16 protein-coding genes and 1 pseudogene are annotated in these 19644 nt (G+C 62.9%); 10 read left to right on the top strand and 7 right to left on the bottom strand.

Translation table 11 applies throughout. The features are described 5' to 3' along the window. Positions 1-18 precede the first annotated feature (18 nt). Entirely contained in the window at positions 19-1824 is a 1806-nt protein-coding gene (locus CYJ17_RS08165; RefSeq protein WP_087070605.1) for a zinc ribbon domain-containing protein, read from the bottom strand. Positions 1825-2038: 214 nt separating this feature from the next. Between CYJ17_RS08165 and CYJ17_RS08160 the strand changes: the two genes are divergently transcribed. After that, positions 2039-3058: a variant leucine-rich repeat-containing protein gene (locus tag CYJ17_RS08160; protein WP_087070606.1), complete on the top strand. Its 1020-nt coding sequence runs from the start codon at positions 2039-2041 to the stop codon at positions 3056-3058. Positions 3059-3155: 97 nt separating this feature from the next. Here the strand turns inward: CYJ17_RS08160 and CYJ17_RS08155 are convergent, their stop codons facing one another. Continuing rightward, positions 3156-4589: a purine-cytosine permease family protein gene (locus CYJ17_RS08155; protein WP_087070607.1), complete on the bottom strand. Its 1434-nt coding sequence runs from the start codon at positions 4587-4589 to the stop codon at positions 3156-3158. 191 nt (positions 4590-4780) lie between these two features. Between CYJ17_RS08155 and CYJ17_RS08150 the strand changes: the two genes are divergently transcribed. From CYJ17_RS08150 to CYJ17_RS08110, 9 genes and pseudogenes are all read left to right on the top strand, one after another. Continuing rightward, a complete protein-coding gene (locus CYJ17_RS08150; RefSeq protein WP_200807180.1) occupies positions 4781-5302 on the top strand; it encodes a holo-ACP synthase in 522 nt (173 codons plus the stop codon). A gap of 229 nt (positions 5303-5531) precedes the next feature. Beyond that, entirely contained in the window at positions 5532-7004 is a 1473-nt protein-coding gene (locus tag CYJ17_RS08145) for an amino acid permease (RefSeq protein WP_143231869.1), read from the top strand. A 185-nt stretch (positions 7005-7189) separates the two neighbouring features. Beyond that, entirely contained in the window at positions 7190-8596 is a 1407-nt protein-coding gene (gene glyA, locus CYJ17_RS08140; RefSeq protein WP_280522329.1) for a serine hydroxymethyltransferase, read from the top strand. Next, positions 8596-9462: pseudogene (locus CYJ17_RS08135) on the top strand (bifunctional methylenetetrahydrofolate dehydrogenase/methenyltetrahydrofolate cyclohydrolase); the annotation flags it as partial. The gene glyA and the pseudogene CYJ17_RS08135, both read left to right, overlap by 1 nt. Before the next feature lie 166 nt (positions 9463-9628). Continuing rightward, positions 9629-10465, top strand: a complete 837-nt coding sequence (locus CYJ17_RS08130) for an exodeoxyribonuclease III (RefSeq protein ID WP_087070609.1) — start codon at positions 9629-9631, stop codon at positions 10463-10465. A 58-nt stretch (positions 10466-10523) separates the two neighbouring features. After that, positions 10524-11822, top strand: coding sequence for a YihY/virulence factor BrkB family protein (locus CYJ17_RS08125; RefSeq protein WP_234984489.1), 1299 nt, complete (start codon positions 10524-10526; stop codon positions 11820-11822). A 2-nt stretch (positions 11823-11824) separates the two neighbouring features. Beyond that, positions 11825-12964: a mannose-1-phosphate guanylyltransferase gene (locus CYJ17_RS08120; protein ID WP_087070611.1), complete on the top strand. Its 1140-nt coding sequence runs from the start codon at positions 11825-11827 to the stop codon at positions 12962-12964. A 58-nt stretch (positions 12965-13022) separates the two neighbouring features. Further along, complete coding sequence (locus CYJ17_RS08115) at positions 13023-13805, top strand: LOG family protein (protein ID WP_087070612.1); 783 nt, start codon at positions 13023-13025, stop codon at positions 13803-13805. Between the two features lie 55 nt (positions 13806-13860). Continuing rightward, positions 13861-14028, top strand: a complete 168-nt coding sequence (locus tag CYJ17_RS08110; RefSeq protein WP_016442993.1) for a DUF3117 domain-containing protein — start codon at positions 13861-13863, stop codon at positions 14026-14028. A 194-nt stretch (positions 14029-14222) separates the two neighbouring features. Here CYJ17_RS08110 and CYJ17_RS08105 read toward each other — a convergent pair whose 3' ends face one another. The 5 genes from CYJ17_RS08105 to CYJ17_RS08085 all read right to left on the bottom strand — a co-directional run bounded on the left by CYJ17_RS08105 (position 14223) and on the right by CYJ17_RS08085 (position 19547). Further along, complete coding sequence (locus CYJ17_RS08105) at positions 14223-14846, bottom strand: O-methyltransferase (protein WP_087070613.1); 624 nt, start codon at positions 14844-14846, stop codon at positions 14223-14225. Between the two features lie 107 nt (positions 14847-14953). Then, on the bottom strand, positions 14954-16111 hold the full coding sequence (locus CYJ17_RS08100) for an Mrp/NBP35 family ATP-binding protein (RefSeq protein WP_087070614.1): 1158 nt from the start codon (positions 16109-16111) through the stop codon (positions 14954-14956). Then, entirely contained in the window at positions 16098-16739 is a 642-nt protein-coding gene (locus tag CYJ17_RS08095) for a DUF1003 domain-containing protein (protein ID WP_087070615.1), read from the bottom strand. Before CYJ17_RS08095 ends, CYJ17_RS08100 begins: the two co-directional genes overlap by 14 nt. Then, on the bottom strand, positions 16732-18021 hold the full coding sequence (locus CYJ17_RS08090) for a magnesium transporter MgtE N-terminal domain-containing protein (RefSeq protein ID WP_087070616.1): 1290 nt from the start codon (positions 18019-18021) through the stop codon (positions 16732-16734). Before CYJ17_RS08090 ends, CYJ17_RS08095 begins: the two co-directional genes overlap by 8 nt. Beyond that, positions 18021-19547 (bottom strand): aminopeptidase P family protein, encoded by a 1527-nt coding sequence (locus CYJ17_RS08085; protein ID WP_087070617.1) that lies wholly within the window; start codon positions 19545-19547, stop codon positions 18021-18023. The genes CYJ17_RS08090 and CYJ17_RS08085 overlap by 1 nt, the downstream gene beginning before the upstream one ends. Positions 19548-19644: the final 97 nt, after the last annotated feature.

Here is a 19644-nt window from a genome sequence, read left to right as displayed (position 1 = left end):
TAGTAACTGGAGCCGCTTTTACCAGCCGTAATTATCCTTGGAGAAATCCACCGTGATCGCCCCGTCTTTCACTTCGAAGCGCAGGGTGCGGTTCACCCAGATATTGACCGGCCACTCCGATTCCTTCCAGGGATCCTTCTCGCTGTAGCGCTGCTTGTAATTAATAACGGCCTTGCCCTTGACTTTGGCGGTGCCCACGTAGGCGCCATCCTCGTAGCGCAGGCTGGAGGCCTCCACCTCAACCTTGGGTTCTTCCTTCCACGAGCGCCGAATCTCCGTCACCGCTTGGAAAACAGGATCGCTCATATTCAATTCGGGGCAGTCCTTCACCTCGAAAGTATCGGCGGGCATGCACGCCTCATACCGGGCATTCACCTGCTTCTGGATTTCCGCGGCCACCTCCGGAGTGAAGCTCGGTTCAATAGCGGCCGAGGAACCCGGGCCAATAACCGGGACGGATACACTCTCCGCCTCCCCGAAAGTCACGAAGGTGTCACCGCCCTGGGCACCCACCGTGTAGGTCCCCGGGAAAGCGGGCAGCGAATAGTACTCGCTAGCACGCTCGCCCTTCGTGGCCGGGTCCACCGTGGTCGAAAGATCGACGTAGACCCCATTAATACTCACCCGCGGCGTGGCGGAACGTAGCTCCACGGTCCCCAGCGGCGCATCAGTGACCTGCCATTCGGAGAAGAACAGGAATTTCTTGCCGCGTTCGCTGAGCGTGAGATCAACCGGATATTTCTTCATATCGATGGTGAATTCCGCGCTCACGTGCACGGTATTTTTCCCGCCCGGCTGCGATTGCTTAAACGCGGAAATCACCTCAAAATCGGTGGGCCGATTCGTCGCCTTGCTGTAAATTTCGTCGCTGAGGAGCAGGCGCTCCCCGGACCGCACATTCGGGTCGTACACCTCGAGCGCGGCGCTGGCCTTACCGTCCACAATCGCGGAGAGATACGCCTCGGCCGTTTTCTCCGGCGCGAATTTACTGGCCGTCACCTTAAAACCAATAACACCCGCCACGACGAGCACCAGCAAAACCACCAGGCTGATCCACAATTTCTTATGGGATTTCTTCTCCCGCGGAAGCGCCGGGGCCGGGGCGGCGGCGTACATTCCGCCCGGCATTCCGCCTGGCATTCCGGGGCCGGCGGCCGGGCTCGGCACGGTGCCGTACCCGCCCGGAGGCGCGTAACCCTGCGGCGTGGCGCCGTAACCGGGCTGCGGCGCATAGCCGGGAGCGGGCGGGTAACCCGGGGTCGGTACCGTATCCGGAGCTGGTAGCGCATCCGAGGCCGCGGCGGCACTGGCCGCGCTCGGAATATCCTCGAGCATCCGCGGAAGCGCGGTACGGGTGGGCGCGCCCGCATCAACATCGGCCGTGATCCACGCTTCAGGCTCGCTTGGTGATAGGGGCGACGGCGCCGCTGCCGCGGGCGAATCCGCCGCGGGGATTTCCGCGGCGAGCGTGGCTTCCGGATCGGGCTGCGGGGTAGCTTCTTCGGTATGGTGCTCGTCGGGCTGACTGACCTCGGAGAAGTTGGCCTCAGAGAAATCGGCTTCGGGCTGCTCATCTGCGGCATGCGCGGGGGCCGGCGGCTCGGAGACCGGTGGCGCGGGAGGCGGGGGAGGAACCGGGACCGCGAGCGGATGCGCCGGGGTAGCCTCGGGCCGGGCTGCCGGCGCCTCCTCGACGGGCGGAATCGTCCGGGTCAGCTCCGCTTCCGCGGGGCTCGGCGCGGAAGGCGTTGGCGCGGAAGGCGGCGGAGGTGGAGGCGGGGGCACCGGCGTGGACGGTGGGAACTGGTCAGGTCCGTTAGTCATAAGAGGTCCTTCCTCACAGATGGAGTACGGTGACGTGGAAGGTGGAACTCGCGTGATGAGCCCCGCCGTCGTACCTGTAGAGTTTTTCATAAACCCCACGTACCTAGGGTAACTGGGATACTGTTGCTACAGGAGAAAACTCCGTATATTAACCGTAGAAAGTATTGGTAGCTACACGGGGTTTTCGTCCGCGTTTTTGCGGTACGGAAATTCTATGGGAGAAAGTGGAACCGCTATGATGTACGATCCGCGCACAATGACCCTCGAAAACTTAGGCGACCCGCAGATTACCGCGCGGGATCTTGCCGATATTGCGGCCCAGCGCCCCGACCTGTGGGATGCTATCGCGGTTCATCCGCAGTGCTACCCGGCACTGGTGTCCTGGATTCGCGAACGCCAGGCCGAAGCCCAGGCGCAGCAGGCCCCGCAGTTTGCGCAGACCCAGCAACCGGCAGCGCAGCCGGCCGCAGAGCCGGAAGAACAGCCCGCCGCGGCGCAGCCGGCTGGTGAATATCAGCAGCCCGAACCCCAGTTCCAGCAGCCCGCCGCGCACGCGCAGCAGGCCCCGCAGCCCCTCACCGCCGAGCAGTGGCAGGCTCGCTTCCAGCTGGATAACGGCCGCGAACCCACCCTGCGGGAATACCAGGAGGCCGTCGCCCAGGGCGCGGTAGCCGGGCCGGGCGCTGCGGATAATTCCGTGGGGGATATGAAAGAAGGCCTCAAGCAATTCGCCACCGGGGCCAAGGATTTCGTGAGTAACCGGGTGGCTCCGGCGGTCGCCCAGCAGGCCGGTGCGATGCGCCAGAGCTTCGCGGCTGCCTCCGCGGGGCGCGCTTCCAAGTGGAATGTGATTATTCCGGCGGTGCTCATCGGCGCCCAGGTGCTCGCGATGCTCAGCGTTTTCCTGCCCTTCGCCTCGGCCTTTGGTTTTTCCGCCAGCATGATGACGGGGGATTCCGAATCGGCGTGGGTGATTATTCTTTGCTACCTCATTGCAGCTGTTTTCTCCACGCTCGCTCTGGTGATCAAGAAGAAGTGGACCATGGCCACCGCCGGCGGGGTGGGTTTACTTTTCGGGATTCTGCTATTCATCGGTAGCATGAACGCTCTGTCCAAGCTTTCTGAATTCTCTGAGGTTGCCAGCGTCGGTATTGGCTTTATTCTCTTCGTCCTCGCCACCATCGTGAATATTGCCTTCTCCATCTGGGCTATCGTAGTGGTGGTCAAAAAGTAGCAATAACGAGGATATCTTGCGGATATCAAGAAAAGTAAAATTATAAAAGTGGGGCGGACAGCATAAATAATGTCCGCCCCACTTGTGTATACGAGCGCTAAATCATCTCCGCTTCCTGGCGGCGCACCCGCGCTCCGCACAGCCCGTAGTAGGCCACGAAACCAATAATGAGAGCCAGGATCACGCCGATATTACCCGAGCCGAGCGGCCCGTCCACCCCGCCGATGAGGGGGAGGAGGTAGCCCTGCCAATCATTGAAGGGAGCATCGGAGAAGCCGTTGACTACCAAACCCCAGCCGATCACGCAGCACACCGCCAGGATGGCCAGCGAGGTCGCGTTGTACTTGCCGTAGCGGCCGGTGGGGGAGAAGAGTGCGGCGTCGTCGTAATCACGCTTACGCAAAGTAATATCCGCCATCATGATGCCGGTCCACGCGGCAAGCGGTACCCCCAAAGTGACCAGGAAGGACTGGAAGGGGCCGATAAAGGTCGGCGAGAAGAACGTGACGTAAACAGTTCCCACAGTGAGAATCACGCCGTCGATGAGGGAGGCGAGGGGGCGTGGAATCCGAATCCCCAGGGTCAGGAGGGTGAGCCCCGAAGAATAAATACCGTTAATCGCGCCCGAGAGCAGCGAAAGAATCGCGGTGAGGAGGAAGGGGAGGAGGAACCAGGTGGGGAGGATGGTGGCCAGCGCCCCGACCGGGTCGGCGCCGATGGCTTCGGAGAGCGCGTCGTCCGAACCGGCCAGCATCAGCCCGAAGCTAATGAGGACCACCGGGCCGAGGGAACCACCCAGGGTATTCCAGAAAATAATATGGCTGCCGCGCGCCTCGCGGCTCTGGTAGCGCGACCAATCCGCCGCGATATTCACCCAGCCCAGGCCCATGCCGGTGAGCACCATGACGAAAGCGCCGAGCATGGCCGCGACAGAGCCCGAAGAGTGAGAGAAAAGCGCGGAGGCGTCGAGATGTGGGAAAACTAAAATAATATAGATAATCGTGGTGATGCCGGTGATCCAGGTGAGAACCGCCTGCATTTTCATAATAATGTGATACCCGGCCACCGCGCCCAGCACGATGAGGGTGGCAACAATGGCCGCCGCCACCACTTTGACGGTGGTGGAATCTTCCCCGGCCCAGCCCAGCCGCGCCAGCACGGTATTAGTGGCTAGAACTGCGGTAATGGCCAGCGAGGTCTCCCAGCCGATGGAAGTCAGCCAGGAAATAATGCCCGGAACTTTCGCGCCGCTGACCCCGAAAGCCGCGCGCGACATGACCATCGTGGGCACCGAGCCGCGTTTGCCGCCCAGCGCGATTACCCCGCAAATAGCGAAGGACAGAATCACGGCGATTACCGTGATGACCAGCGCCTGCGGGAAAGAAATACCAAATCCAAGCACCCACGCCCCGTAACTCATCCCGAAAACGGAGATATTCGAGGCGAACCACGGCAGGAACAGATGCCGGGGTTTCGCGGTGCGCTCACTATCGTCGACTATTTCGATACCGGTTGTCTCTATCGATGCCATAGGGACTATTTTTCTCCAGCTCAGCGGCGAATGGTAGAGGAAAAGCAAAATTCGGGAAGAGCAGACAGGGAGCGGCGGCCTCGTCTACCATAAAAGGGAAAAGTCACGCGGGAGCTAAAGTCATAGGGAACGACGGCGCCACTTTGGCTCTGAGCTGGCCAAACGGATACGTCACCGGGAAGGAGTGCTCCGTGATAGCGGGAATTGGAACCGATACCGTGGCCATCGATGCCTTCGCCCAGCAGCTGGATTTACCCGGCTCCCGCTTCCGCAATGTTTTTACCGCGCGGGAAATGCGCTACGCGATCCGCCGGGCTCAGCGCCACACCCGCACCGAGGCCGCCGGCGCCTTCGCCACCCCGGCCGCGGAAGAAGCCGGATTTGAGACCGTTATCCCGGCCGCGGAGCTCGCCCCGCATCTGGCGGCGCGTTGGGCGGCTAAAGAGGCTTTTATTAAAGCGTGGTCGGCGGCCCTGTACGGTTCTCAGCCGGTGCTGCCCGAGGGGCATTGGGATGCTATCGAAGTCACCAATGACCGCTGGGGGCGCCCCGCGATTATCCTCGGGGCACCGATAGCCGGGGCGGTCCATAAAACCCTCGGGAGCGTGAATATTCATGTGTCGATGAGTCATGATGGCAACGTGGCCAGCGCCGTCGTTCTTATTGAATATCAGAACAATAGCGGGGCGCGGCGGGCCGCAAGCGCGCACTAAACCCGCAGCTACACCCGGCGCTAAACCGCGCTACACCCCGAAGAAGCCGCCACTACACCCCGAACCGGCCGGAAATAGACCCGCGGCTCGCTGTGTGAGAAGCAATAGCGCCGCGGTGGCAGCGTACACTACCGTGTGCCGGTACGAACGAAGCACTGAGGCGGTGGCGCGGCCACCGCGGGGAGCGGGCCCGCCCACAGGGGCGCCGCGATGAAGGAGCTGAGAAAACGTGGCACCAGAGCAAGCTGGACAAGCTGAGCAATCCGCCGAGCCGCAGCTGCAACGCGGCCTGCACGCCCGCCACCTCACCATGATCGCGGTGGGCGGGGCGATTGGCACCGGGCTCTTCGTGGCTTCGGGCGAAACAATCAGCCAGGCCGGCCCGGGCGGGGCCCTGGTGGCCTACGGGCTCATCGGGATGATGGTCTACCTCCTCATGCAATCTCTGGGCGAAATGGCGGCCTACCTGCCGGTGGCCGGCTCCTTCGAAGAATACGGGCGGCGTTTCGTTTCCCCGTCCTTCGGGTTCGCCACCGGCTGGAATTACTGGTACAACTGGGCAATCACCGTGGCCGCCGAGCTGTCCGCCGCGGCGCTCGTCATGAAGTACTGGTACCCGGACACCCCCGGCTGGGTGTGGTCCGCGGTCTTTTTAGCCCTCCTCATTTTGCTCAATGCGCTCTCGGTCCGTACCTACGGAGAAGGCGAATTCTGGTTCGCTCTCATTAAAGTGGTGACCGTCCTGGCCTTTATCGCGGTGGGCCTGCTCATGATCGCCGGCGTGTTCGGGGCCAGCCCGGGGCTCGCGCACTGGACGGAAGGCGAGGCGCCCTTCGTGAACGGCGGGGCGGGCATCCTCGCGGTCTTCATGGTGGCCGGTTTCTCCTTCCAGGGCACCGAAATGGTGGGCATCGCCGCGGGGGAGGCCCGCGACCCCGCCACCACCGTCCCGCGCGCCACCCGCACAATTTTCTGGCGCATCCTCATCTTCTACATCGGCGCGATCGTGGTGGTGGGCACCCTGGTGGCCTACAGCGACCCGAATCTGCTGCGCACCGACATCTCCGATATCGCCGTCTCGCCCTTCACCCTGGTATTCGAGCGCGCCGGGGTGGCTTTCGCGGCCGCGGTTATGAACGCCGTTATTCTCACCGCGGTGCTCTCCGCCGGGAACTCCGGACTCTACGTATCCACCCGCATGCTTTTCGCACTGGCCGAGCAGGGCAGCGCCCCGAAATTCCTGGCGCGCCTGACCCGCCGCGGCGTCCCGCTCAACGCCATGATCATCACGATTCTGGTGGCCACCGCCTGCTTCATCTCCTCCTTCATGGGCGACGGCAAAGCCTACGCCTGGCTCGTTAACGCCTCCGGGCTGGCCGGTTTTATCACCTGGATGGGCATCGCGTGGAGCCACTACAATTTCCGCCGCGCCTTCATAGCCCAGGGCCGCAGCCTCGACGAACTCCCCTTCAAAGCGCGGTTCTACCCGGCCGGCCCCATCGTGGCGCTGGTGATGTGCGCGGTGGTGATTGTGGGGCAGAGCTACCTTATTATTACCTCCGGCGGTGGCGCCCTCGACCTGCTCTCCTCCTATATCGGATTACCGCTGTTCTTCGCCCTGTGGTGGGGCCACAAACTCGTCACGAAGAGCCCCGCCGCGGATTTGGCGCACGCCGATCTAAGCGCACCCAAGATTTCCTAAGCGCGGCCCTTTTGCGCGGGTGCTCGCTGCTCGCGGGCCGTGCGCCGTCGTTCCCATCCGCGTGCAGCACGACGACGCCGCAACGGCCCGCGTGGTCCGGAAAGTTTCGCTGCAATTTTTGTGTCGCACCCCCGCGGTAGACTGTCGACCTAACAGCGAAGGCGTGGAAGGTGTGGAGGAGAGACATGAGTACACCACTGGATGAACCTTTGGCCGTGGCGGACCCGGAAGTTGCCGCGATTCTCACCGGGGAATTGCGCCGCCAGCAAGAAGGCTTGGAAATGATCGCGTCGGAGAATTTCGTTTCCCGCGCGGTTCTGCAAGCCCAGGGCTCTGTTCTCACCAATAAGTACGCGGAAGGCTATCCCGGGCGGCGCTACTACGGGGGCTGCGAATGGGTGGATAAGGCCGAAACCCTCGCCATTGAGCGGGCAAAAAGCCTGTTCGGGGCTGATTACGCGAACGTGCAACCCCATTCGGGGGCCTCGGCGAATGCCGCCGTGTACCACGCGATGGTGAAACCCGGGGGCAAAGTTTTGGGCATGGCCCTCGATCAGGGCGGGCATCTCACCCACGGCATGAAACTCAATTTCTCCGGGCGTAACTATGAGGTAGCCGCCTACCACGTCAATCCGGAAACCTATCTTCTCGATATGGATGAGGTGCGTGAAACTGCGCTGCGCGAACGCCCCGCCATGATTATCGCCGGGTGGTCCGCCTACCCGCGCCACCTAGATTTCGCGGCTTTCCGCTCCATCGCTGATGAAGTGGGCGCGGTGCTGTGGACGGATATGGCCCATTTCGCCGGCCTGGTTGCCGCCGGGCTGCACCCCAATCCCCTCCCGTACTCGGATGTGGTCACCACCACTATCCACAAAACCCTGGGCGGGCCCCGCTCGGGAATGATTCTCTCCGCCCGCGGGGCAGAATACGGTAAAAAGCTTAATTCCGCGGTGTTCCCGGGCAACCAGGGCGGCCCGCTCATGCACGTGGTTGCCGCGAAAGCGGTGGCCCTCGGCTACGCGGCTACGGAAGAATTCCGTGAGCGCCAACGCCGCACCCTGGAAGGCGCCCAGATCCTGGCCGCGCGGCTCACGGAAGCAGATGTGGCTCAGGCCGGCATCTCGATTATTTCCGGGGGTACGGATGTGCACCTGGTCCTCGTGGACCTGCGCAATGCCGCGATCAACGGCCGAGAAGGGGAGGACCTCCTGGGCAGCATCGGTATCACCGTCAATCGCAACGGGGTTCCCTATGACCCGCGCCCGCCCTTCGTCACTTCCGGGCTGCGCATCGGCACCCCGGCCTTGGCCACCCGCGGCTTCGGCCCGGAAGAATTCACGGAAGTTGCCGATATTATCGCCCGCGCCCTCATCGGCGGGCACTCCGCACCGGTGGAGGAGCTGCGTGCCCGGGTGCGCGCCCTCGCGGACCGTTTCCCGCTCTACGCCGGCCTCGATCAGGTCGGGGGCGGTTCTGGTGCTCCGGGCGCATCGGGCACTTCGGGCGCATCCGGAAACGGCTGCTGCGGCGGGCACGCAGCTAGTGCCGCCCCTGGAAGCATCTGTGCACAGAGCGGGGAAGGCGAGTAATGGCAGCGCAACTTTTGGACGGGCGCGCGGTTGCCTCCGCTATCAAAGATGAACTGCGGGTGCGGGTGGAAGCTCTGCGCGCTCGCGGATACACTCCCGGACTTGGCACCGTGCTGGTGGGTGATGACCCGGCCTCCGCGGCGTATGTACGCGGCAAACACCGCGATTGCGCGGAGGTGGGTATCGCCTCTCTGCAAGTGGAACTGCCGGCGAGCGCCACCGCGGCAGAAGTGGCCGCTGCGCTGCGCGATCTCAATACCAACCCGGCCTGCACCGGGTACATCCTCCAGCTGCCGCTCCCAGCCGGGCTTCCCGAAGCCCGCCTCATCGAAGCGATTGACCCGGATAAAGATGCCGACGGGCTCCACCCGATCAACCTCGGGCGCTTGGTGGCAAGCGTGAGCGGCCAGCTCACCTCCCCGCTGCCCTGCACCCCGGCCGGCATCGTGGAGCTCATCGAACGCCACGGGCTCAGCCTTGCCGGCAAACACGTGGTGGTCCTCGGGCGCGGAATCACGGTGGGAAGAAGCATCGGCCTCCTCCTCACCCGGAAGAACATCAACGCTACCGTCACGCTCTGCCACACCGGCACCTCGAATATTCCCGAGCTGTGCCGGCGCGCTGATGTCATTATTGCCGCGGTGGGCCAGGCCGGTTTCGTCCGCCCGGAATGGGTGGCGCCCGGCGCCGTCGTTATTGACGTGGGAGTGACCCGGGAGCGCACCGCAGAAGGAAAATGGCGCACCCTCGGGGATGTGGACCCGGGCGTACGCGATCACGCATCCTGGGTATCACCCAATCCCGGCGGGGTGGGCCCGATGACCCGCGTCATGCTGCTCAGCAACGTCGTGGATATGGCCGAACGCTGCGCTGCGGAGCAGGATGGGGCGAAGCTGCGCAGTGCAGTAGGCGGCGCAGCCGGCCCGGACGCGCCGGCGCAGCGCGCAACCGAACAGCAGGGCTTGGCAGGAGAGCGCGCAGCAGCACAGATCCTCCCGGAGCGCTCCGGGGCAGGGCATGAAGGGGAATGAGATGCGGATAAGCACCGTCAATGTCAATGGAATTCGCGCGGCCGCGCGTAAAGGAATCGCGGCCTGGCTAGAAGCCACCGCCGCGGATATCATCCTGCTTCAAGAAGTGCGTGCCCCCGCGGATATCACCGCAGATATTTTCGCGGGCACCGGCTACCGGATCTACACGGCCGTTTCCGATATCAAAGGCCGGGCCGGAGTCGCGGTCGCGGTTCGGGAAGGCATCGGTGTGGGTGAGATCCGGGATCACCTGGGCGTGGACGCGGATGGAAAGCCCGTCAGTGAAGAAGCGCCGGTGGATAGCGGGCGCTGGCTTGAAGTGGAACTCCCGGATGACCAGCTGCGGGTGGTGAGCGCCTACCTGCATTCAGGAGTGGCGGATAATCCAGAAAAGATGGCGGCAAAATACGCGCATCTGGAACGGGTAAGCGCCCGCTTAGCGCAATTCGATCCGGCCGCACGCACCCTGGTCGCCGGGGATTTCAATATCGTTCACACCGAAGCTGATATTGAGAACTGGAAGTCTAACCACAACCGCACCTCCGGGGTACTCGACGATGAAATCGCCTACTTGGATCGGTGGTTCGGTGGGCCCTGGGTAGATGTGCAACGCGCCCTGCTGGAGCACAACGGGCACGAAGGCAAAGGCCCCTACACCTGGTGGAGCCAGCGCGGCAAAGCTTTTGATAACAACGTGGGTTGGCGTATCGACTACCACATGGCCAGCCCCGCATTTGCCGCCACCGCACAAAGCTTCACCATCGGGCGGGCAGCCTCCTACGCCGAGCGTTGGTCCGACCACGCTCCGCTCACGGTTGACTACCAACTCGAGAGCTAAGCTCGTTGAGGAATCAAAAACTTCTGTTTTTGTCGTAGGCCTCACGTACCATGGCTATGTGACACAGCAGAACACAGTGATGGATAGGACTTCCCGGGCTTTCGGGGTGGATCAGCGCGGGCGGCAAGCCGCCCGGCGGGGTGCACCCAGCGGGGCCCGGGTGGCGGAAAGCGGCATGGGCGGCGTCGTACATAAAGGAAAATCCCTGGTTGAATGGGTGCAAGGCACGCGCATTATGCGGGGGATTGGCCGCTACGGTAAAGCCCGCGGGGGCCTGCTCGCCGGTGGAATCGCCTACTCGGCGCTTTTCGCCATCACCGCGGCGCTCACCATTTCCTGGACCGTGTTTATGGCCACCCTCGGCAGGAACGCGCAGCTGCGGGAAACCGTGGTCGATGCCGTCAATGCGGCCCTGCCCGGCATCCTCCAAGACTCCTCCGGGGAAGGGCTCATCAACCCCGATGACCTCATCCTCTCGGGAACCTCGGTAGTGGCAACCGTCATTGCGGGAGCTGTGCTGTTGTGGACAGCGATGTCCATTATGGCTGGGCTCGCCACCGCCATCGGAGCCATGTTCGGCGTGAATCAGCGAACCGAAAATGGGGCGGTGAGTATCCTCTTCCGGCTGGCCGGATTCGTAGTGCTCGCCCTGGGGATCCTCACCTCCGCGATTATCGGCTCTCTCGTCGGCTCGGTAGGAACTCTGCTCCTCACCCACCTGGGGCTGGACGGAGCCCTCGTGCAATTCGGAACCAAAATCGCGGTCTTCCTGCTCGCGGCCACCGTCGATGCCCTCGTCATCATGTTCATTATTCGCTTCACCTCCGGGATTCGGGTACCCCGCCGCGATTTCATTACGGGGGCGGCCCTCGGTGCGCTCCTTCTTTCCATCATTCGAGTGGTCGGTACCTCCGCGGTATCCAGCGTGTCCGGGAACCCGCTCCTCGCGCCCTTCGCCGCTATCGCCACCTTGCTGCTCTGGCTCAACCTCGCCTCGCGTATCGTTCTCATGGTCTCCGCCTATATGGCGAACCCACCGCGGGCCTACGTGGCACAGGACCCGGAAGAACTGCGGGCCACTACCACTCCCAATTACGTCACCCTTTCCGTTCCGGAAACACTCACGTGGCCGCATGATCCCATCACGGGTTCCCTGCTGCCCGAACCGGATAACGCCACCGAAGATGAGGAAGAAGAACTGCCCGAATGGGGTGGTTTGGCCGGGAACCTGGCTCGCCGCCGGGCCGAAAAGCTAGAATCAAAGGCGCGCGAGGCACAGCTCAAAGCTGAGGAAGCTCGCGCACACTACGTGAACGGGCAACGCGAACTCGCCCGCTCGCAGCGAAAGGACAGCTAGGCGTGACATTCCATGCGATTATTCCCGCCGGGGGAGCCGGCTCACGGCTGTGGCCACTCTCGCGGGCCAGCCACCCGAAATTTCTGGTCGATTTTGGATCCGGGCACACCATGATTCACGATACAGTGACCCGGCTCGCCCCGCTCGCATCCAGTATCTACACCGTGACGGGCACTGCCCACGCCGCGGCCGTTCGCGAGCAACTCGTCGATATCCACACGCCCCTCCACTACGTGGTTGAACCGAGCCCGCGCGGCACCATGGCTGCCATCGGTATCGCCGCCGCGCTCGCTCACCGCTCCGACCCGGATGCCCTGGTCGGTTCCTTCGCGGCCGATCACCGCATCTCCAATACCGCGGCCTTCACCGCTGCAGTACGCACCGCGCTGCACGCAGCAGAGCACGGCTACCTGGTTACCCTCGGGATTACCCCGACCGGGCCGGCCACCGGGTTCGGCTATATTCGCGCCGGTGGGCCGCTCGCCGGCGGATTGCTTGGTGGCGAATCGCTCGAGGGTGGGCCGCTCGCGGGCGATACCGCTGCCTTAGCGGTAGAAAAGTTCGTGGAAAAACCGGATGCGGATACAGCCGCAAGTTACCTCGCGCAGGGTGGCTACTACTGGAACGCCGGGATTTTCGTGGCCCGCGCTGCCACCCTTATGGATATGCTCACCGAATACCGCCCTGATATCGCGGCTCCGCTTCGCCAGCTAGCCCAGCTGTGGGATCTGGACTCGGCCCAGCAATCCGCGCAGGTAGAAGAGATATGGGCCTCTATCCCGAAGGAGGTCATTGACCGGGCGGTAGCTGAACCGGCCGCGGCGGCCGGGCGGGTGGCCGTGGTTCCCGCTGATATGGGCTGGTCTGATGTGGGGGATTATGATTCCCTCGCCGAAGGCATCCCCGCCGGCGAACTCACCACCCAGCGGGTCCCGGGAAACACGGGCGCTCCGGTGCTCGCCATTGATGCGCCGGATTCTCTGGTGTACAGCTCGGCGAAGCCCATTGTTGTGGTGGGGGTGCCGGGCGCCGTCGTTATTGATACCGAAAACGCAGTGTTGGTGACCACGCGGGAGAAAGCACAGGACGTCAAAAAGGCCGTGGACGGTCTGGACGCGGCCGGGCTAGCGGATCTGAGATAGTTTTCCGCTCCGCGTAGCGGGGTGGAAGGCGCGCAGGCAGCGAAGGACAATAGAAACCATGAACACACGCGACTATCGGCGCGGGGCGCAAACCCGGCGCGGCACCCAGATTCCGCCCGTCACCGCGGATACCAAGCTGCTCTCCAACCGCAGCAACGGGGACTGGACTCTCAGCGACCCGTGGCGAGTGCTGCGCATCCAATCCGAATTCGTGGAAGGGTTCGGGGCGCTCGCCCACGTGCCGCCCTGCGTCTCGATTTTCGGTTCGGCGCGCACCGGGCGCGACTCCCGCTACTACCGGGTAGCCGAAGAAACCGCCGATATCCTCAGCCAGCAGGGCTTCGGGATTATTACCGGGGGCGGGCCGGGGATTATGGAAGCCGCCAATAAGGGCGCCGCAGCTAATGACGGCCTCTCCATCGGCCTCGGGATCGAACTCCCGCACGAACAGGGCCTCAACGAATACGTCAATCTCGGCATTGAATTCCGCTACTTCTTCGTGCGCAAAACAATGTTCCTCAAGTATTCCCAAGGTTTCGTGGTGCTCCCGGGCGGTTTCGGCACCCTCGACGAACTCTTCGAAGCACTCACCCTGGTACAAACCGGTAAAGTTGCGGGATTCCCGGTGGTGCTGGTGGGCAGTGATTTCTGGGGTGGCCTTGTGGAGTGGATCCGCGGGCGCCTGGTCAGCGAAGGTATGATTTCGCCCGCAGATCCGAATATTTTCACCGTGGTGGATACCGCTCGCGAGGCTGTGGATGCTCTTATCGCAGGTCAGCGCTCCCTCACGGCGGAACAAGCCACGCGACAAGCTCGCCGCGAACAGGTGGCAGACTTCTAGTAGAATTAGGGGTGACGTTAGTCGCATAGTTGCGGCGAACAGGAAGGAAACCACTATGGCAGCTATGAAGCCACGCACAGGTGATGGGCCGCTGGAAGTCGAACGTGAAGCGCGCGGAATCGTGGTTCGTATTCCGGTGGATGGCGGCGGACGCCTCGTCCTGGAACTCAACGACGAAGAATGCGTCAGCCTCAAAGAAGCTCTCGCAAGCGTGGAGAAGTAACCACCACCAACGTACCTGTACCTACTACCTATCCGGGGGCCAGCCAGCGGGCGCGGCCCCCGGATACTATGCGTCCGGAGTGTTCGGAGTGCTCGGAAACCGGCGGAAACTATGTGTTCAGGAACCAGCGGATAGTATGTGTTCGGAAACCGGCGTGCTCAAACATGCCCGGTTAGATCCGGAGGGCGGTTCGGTTAGCGCAGCCGGCAAACCAGCACGCCATCGCCGAGGGGCACCAGGCTGCTATCGAGTTCTTCGGCGCGCATAAGCGCCTTAATGAGGTGCCGTATAGCGACGACGGGTTCTTCGCGGCGCGCCGGATCAGCCACTTTGCCGCCCTGGAGGGCGCCAGCCACCACCAGGAGGCCACCAGGTCGCAAAATCCGCAAGGCTTCTTCACAGTCGCCGGCAGCCTCGAGAGGATCGCCGTCGACAAGAACCATATCGTAGGAGCGGGCCGCTAGCCGCGGCAAAATATCTGCACTGCGCCCGTTAATAATGCGTACTTTCCCGGGGCGGGCCCCGGCCCGAGCGAAAAGCGAGCGGGCCACGTGCTGGGATTCGGACTCCACGTCAATCGTGGTGAGGTGAATATCCCCGGCCCGCAGTAGGTAGAGGCCGGAAACTCCACTGCCCGTCCCGATTTCCACCGCGTTCGTGACCTTCGCGCAGGCCGCCAGCACGGTGAGGAAGTTCCCGCAGGCCGGGCTCACGCAGCGAATAGAGAATTCAGCGGCGGTGGCGCGGGCCGCCCGGGTAATATCCCCCTCGATAACGGCGTCTTCAGCGTATGTCCACGCCAGGGTCCGATCGGACATAAGCCTCCTCCAAAACAGGGATAGTGCGCAGCAGTGTTTCTATCATAGTGCGCTGTGCCATGACGCGGGGTATGCGCGCCGGGCTAGCTGGCCGGAGCGCATGCACGCTAGTCAGCTGGCGCCCCGCGCCGCGGTAGCTCTTGGATGCGCGCTGCTAGGCCACGCAGAATATCACGCGCGGGGGAGTCCACCATATCGAGGACGAACGGTGTTCCCGCGTCGCAGCCTTCCCGCAACGCGGGCTCCAGCGGAATCTGGGCGAGAAGCTCAACCGGGTACCCGAGGGTCGCACTGAGATTCGTAGCGACGAGCTGCCCGCCACCGGAACCAAAAATAGTATTTTTTGTTCCGTCCGGTAGTTCCAGGTAGGACATATTTTCGACGACGCCGATAACGGTCTGCTCAGTTTGCTTAGAAACTGCACCGGCCCGTTCAGCCACGTCCGCGGCGGCAGTTTGCGGCGTCGTGACAACGAGGATATCCGCGCGGGGCAGCATCTGAGCCAAAGAAATAGCGACGTCGCCCGTTCCCGGCGGTAAATCGAGGAAAACGAAATCTAGATCTCCCCAGTAGACGTCCGCGAAGAATTGTTCGAGAGCCTTGTGGAGCATGGGGCCGCGCCACACCACCGGGGTATTCCCGGGCACAAACATACCGATGGACATGACTTTCACGCCGTGGGCGACCGGGGGGATGATCATGCCGTTGAGCTGCTGGGCGGGGGTATCCACTCCCATCATCCCGGGGATGGAAAAACCGTAAATATCGGCGTCGATGAGGCCTACGCGTTGGCCGGTGGCGGCCAGGGCAACCGCAAGATTCGCCGCAACGGAGGATTTACCAACCCCACCTTTTCCGGAGGCCACCGCGATAACGCGGGTGGGGGAGTCGGGGCGCGCGAAAGAGATCTCCCGGGTGGTGCGCCCCCCGCGCAGCTTCTGCTGGAGGTGTTGCACCTGGAGGGGGGTCATGGCACCCATGGTGATGGTGATAGTACCCACGCCCTCAAGCGCGGAGATGGCTTCGCGGACTTCCTTTTCGATAACGTCTTGGCGCGGGCAGTGCACGGTGGTGAGAAGCACCGTGAGGGTGACATCACCTTCGGGGCTCACCCGCAGCCCGTGGATCATATCCAGTTCGGTAATCGGGTGGCGTAGCTCCGGGTCGATAACCCCGGAGAGGGCTTCTAGCACCCGATCCTTGGTGAGGGCAGTGGCCGCGGGTGAGCGCGGCACCGAATCGGAAACAGGATCACTCGTGGGCACCGGGCTCCTCCCTAGGGCGGTCAAGCGCGGCGCGGGCGTGGTCATCTCCCGGATCAACCGGGACATCACGGGCTTCGCGCTGGGCTTTGACCGCATCGAGTTCTTCTTGCAATTCGCGGATACGTTCTTCGCGTTCGGCAGCGCGGTCAATATTGCGGTCATCAAGCTCGTGGAGCAAATCGCGCAATTCCGAACGCACAAAATCACGGGTGGCCATATCGCCGACCGCATCGCGCAAACCCGCAATTTCACGCATGAGGTATTCGGTATCCGCTAGGTTGCGATCAGCACGCTGGCGATCCTGTTCAGCGCTCACCTTATCCCGGGCATCCTGGCGGTTCTGGGCCAGCAGGATGAGGGGCGAGGCGTAGGAGGCCTGCAAGGAAAGCATGAGCGTGAGCGCGGTGAAACCAAATTCAGCGGAATCGAATTGCCATTTTTCGGGGGCCATGGTGTTCCACGCCAGCCACGCCACCACGAAAATGGTCAGGTAAACCAGAAAACTCGCGGTGCCCTGGAAGCGGGCGATGCTTTCCGCGGCGCGCCCGGCAGCCTCCGGGTCCTTGCGGCGTCGGCGCCGAAACAAGCGGCTGCGGCGTTCGAGTGGTTCATTGAAATCATTAGCCACGGTTCACCTCGTTCGTCGTGGATGCGGCGGCGCTCTCAGAATCCGCGCCCTCCCAGGAATCATCCATATCGCGCCAATCCTCGGGGAGGAGGTGGTCGAGCACGTCGTCAACGGAGACCGCCCCGAGGAGGAGCCCCTGGTCTACTACCGGGACAGCGGTGAGGTTATAGGTGGCTAATTCGCGGGTGACCGAACCGATGGGGGCTTCCGGATCCACACCTTCGGTATTGCGATCCAGAATAGAGCCCAGCATCGTGGTCGGGGGTTCGCGCAGCGCCCGCTGGATATGTACCGCGCCCAGATACCTCCCCGTGGGAGTTTCCAAAGGCGGGCGGCACACAAAAGCTACCGCGGCCAGCGCCGGCGGAATATCCGGGCGGGAGGCTGCGGCCAGGGCTTGGGCGACCGTATCATCCGGGCCGAGGATCACCGGATTGGGGGTCATGAGACCACCGGCGGTGCGTTCGTCATAGGTGAGGAGGCGGCGCACATCTTGCGCTTCGCCCTCACTCATGGAGTCGAGGAGGATCGCGGCCGTTTCAGAAGGCAGATCGGCCATGAGGTCGGCCGCGTCGTCGGGCTGCATCACGTCTAGAACGTCACCGGCACGTTCCACATCCAAGCCAGCCAATACCGTGACGCGGTCCTCATCACCGAGTTCTTCCAGGACGTCCGCGAGCTTTTCGTCCGTGAGCTCCCGGGCGACCGATTGCATGCGTTCTTCGGGTAAATCACGCAAAATTTCCGCAATATCCCACGGCTTGAGATCCACCAGCTGGGAGACTATTGAAGCGGCTCCCTGGGTGTGGCTCGCGGTGGACAGGCCGGCCACTTCGCTCACCTTGAGGATTTCCGAATGGCGCGAATTCGTGCCGATTCCGCGCACATACACCTGGGTGAGGCCCCATTCGCGCCCGCGCAGCGGCTCAATGGCCGCGTCCACGACGCTCATGCGGGTGCCGGTTTCCCGCACCACCACTTCGCGGTCAATGAGCTGGGCCATGACGAGTGTTTCCGAACTGCGCTGCTGGAAGCGCCGCATATTGAGCACACCCGTAATGATGACCTGGCCGTTTGCGATGGAGGTGACGCGGGTAATGGGCAGGAAGACCCGCCGCCGGCCCACCACATCAATGGTGAGCCCAACCGCGGACGGTACCCCTTTGACGCGGAACACCACGACGACATCGTGGACGGTACCCACCTGGTCGCCAATGGGATCGTAGACGGGGGTACCGGCCAGCCGCCCAATAAAAACGCGAGAATTTTGCGAGGTTTTCATTAGCGCTGCACCCGCGTGAACCATTCTTCGATATCAGCGATGGTCCGCGGTATATCTTCTGAGAGGCGCTCAGCGCCGTTTTCTGTGATGAGGATATCGTCCTCGATACGCACCCCGATGCCGCGGAAACGTTCGGGAACCTTAAGGTCATCTTCGCGGAAGTAGAGCCCCGGTTCGATGGTGAAGACCATCCCCGGTTTGAGTTCCGCATCCAGGTACATATCCCGGCGGGCGGCCGCGCAATCATGCACGTCCAAGCCGAGGTGATGGGAGGTGCCGTGCGGCATCCAGCGCCGGTGGTACTGGCCTTCGGGGGCTAGGGACTGCGCGGCAGTGCCCGGGAGCATACCCCACTTTTCCAGGTACGCGGCAATAACTTCCATGGCGGCAGCGTGCACATCCTTGAATTTCACGCCGGGGGTGCCGGCCACTTCCAGGGCGCGCTCAGCAGCTTCCAGCACGGCGTTATAGACCTCCGCTTGTTCTTCCGTGAAGGTGCCGGTGACCGGGAGGGTGCGGGTGATATCCGCGGTGTAGAGCGAATCGAGTTCCACCCCGGCATCCACGAGGATGAGATCGCCTTCGCGGACCTCGCCATCATTCGTCATCCAATGGAGGGTATTGGCGTGGTTGCCGGAGGCGGCGATGGTGTCATATCCCAGGCCGTTGCCTTCTTCGCGGGCGCGGGCGAAGAACGCCCCTTCCACCACGCGTTCCCCGCGATGGTGGGCAACCGCGCGCGGCAGGCTACGAATAATCTCATCGAAACCGGAGTAGGTGGCTGCCACCGCCTTGCGCATTTCCCGCACTTCAAAATCATCTTTAATGAGGCGAAGTTCGGAGAGGGCCTGGGCCAGCTCCACATCTTGGGCGGAATCCTGCGAGAGCCCGGCCGCGGCACGCAAGTCACTTACCTGCGCGGTGATCTGCTCCGATGCTTCGGCGAGCACCCGGATACTCACCTGGCCTTCCCCGAGGTCCTTCGCGAGGGCATCGGGAAGATTATCTAGGGAATCGGTGGCCAAGCCGGTGGCGCGGCTGACTTCCTCCAGGGAGGGACGCGCCCCCACCCAGAATTCCCCGTGGGCCGGATCCGAATAAAACTCTTCCGAGGAACGCGAGGCGCGCGGGTAGAAGTAGAGGGTGACATCATGCCCGCCTTCTTCACGCGGATTGAAAACAAGGACCGCGCCGGGTTCTTGTTCCCCGCCCAGGCCTGTCATATGCGAGAAAGCAGAATGGGCGCGGAAGCGGTAATCGGTGTCATTAGCGCGGACTTTCGTTTCCCCGGCCGGGATCACGAGGCGTTCACCGGGGAAAAGCGCGGAAAGGGCGGCGTGGCGGGCCGGTAAATAATCTGCCACTTCCGTGCGCGGTGCCGGTTCGGGCCGGGGCCCCCAATCCGAGCCCATGAACTCCCGAAACTCGAGGTTACTGGGCTGCTGAGAACGGTTATTTCCGCGGGCGCGCAAATTTTGCTGCGCAGTATCCTGATCGTGCTGTCCCTTGGTAGTCATACCGTCCATTATCGCACCCTTTGCCGACATAAAAAGCCCCGCGAACTTTTTCCGTGCCCCGGTCGGCTGCTACCCGCGCCCCGCCCGGCCCCGACTAAGCTGAAGA

Source organism: Actinotignum timonense (assembly GCF_002860685.3).
Lineage (GTDB): Bacteria > Actinomycetota > Actinomycetes > Actinomycetales > Actinomycetaceae > Actinotignum > Actinotignum timonense.
Note: the sequence above shows the minus strand (reverse complement) of the source record. Positions and strands in the feature narration are given on the sequence as shown.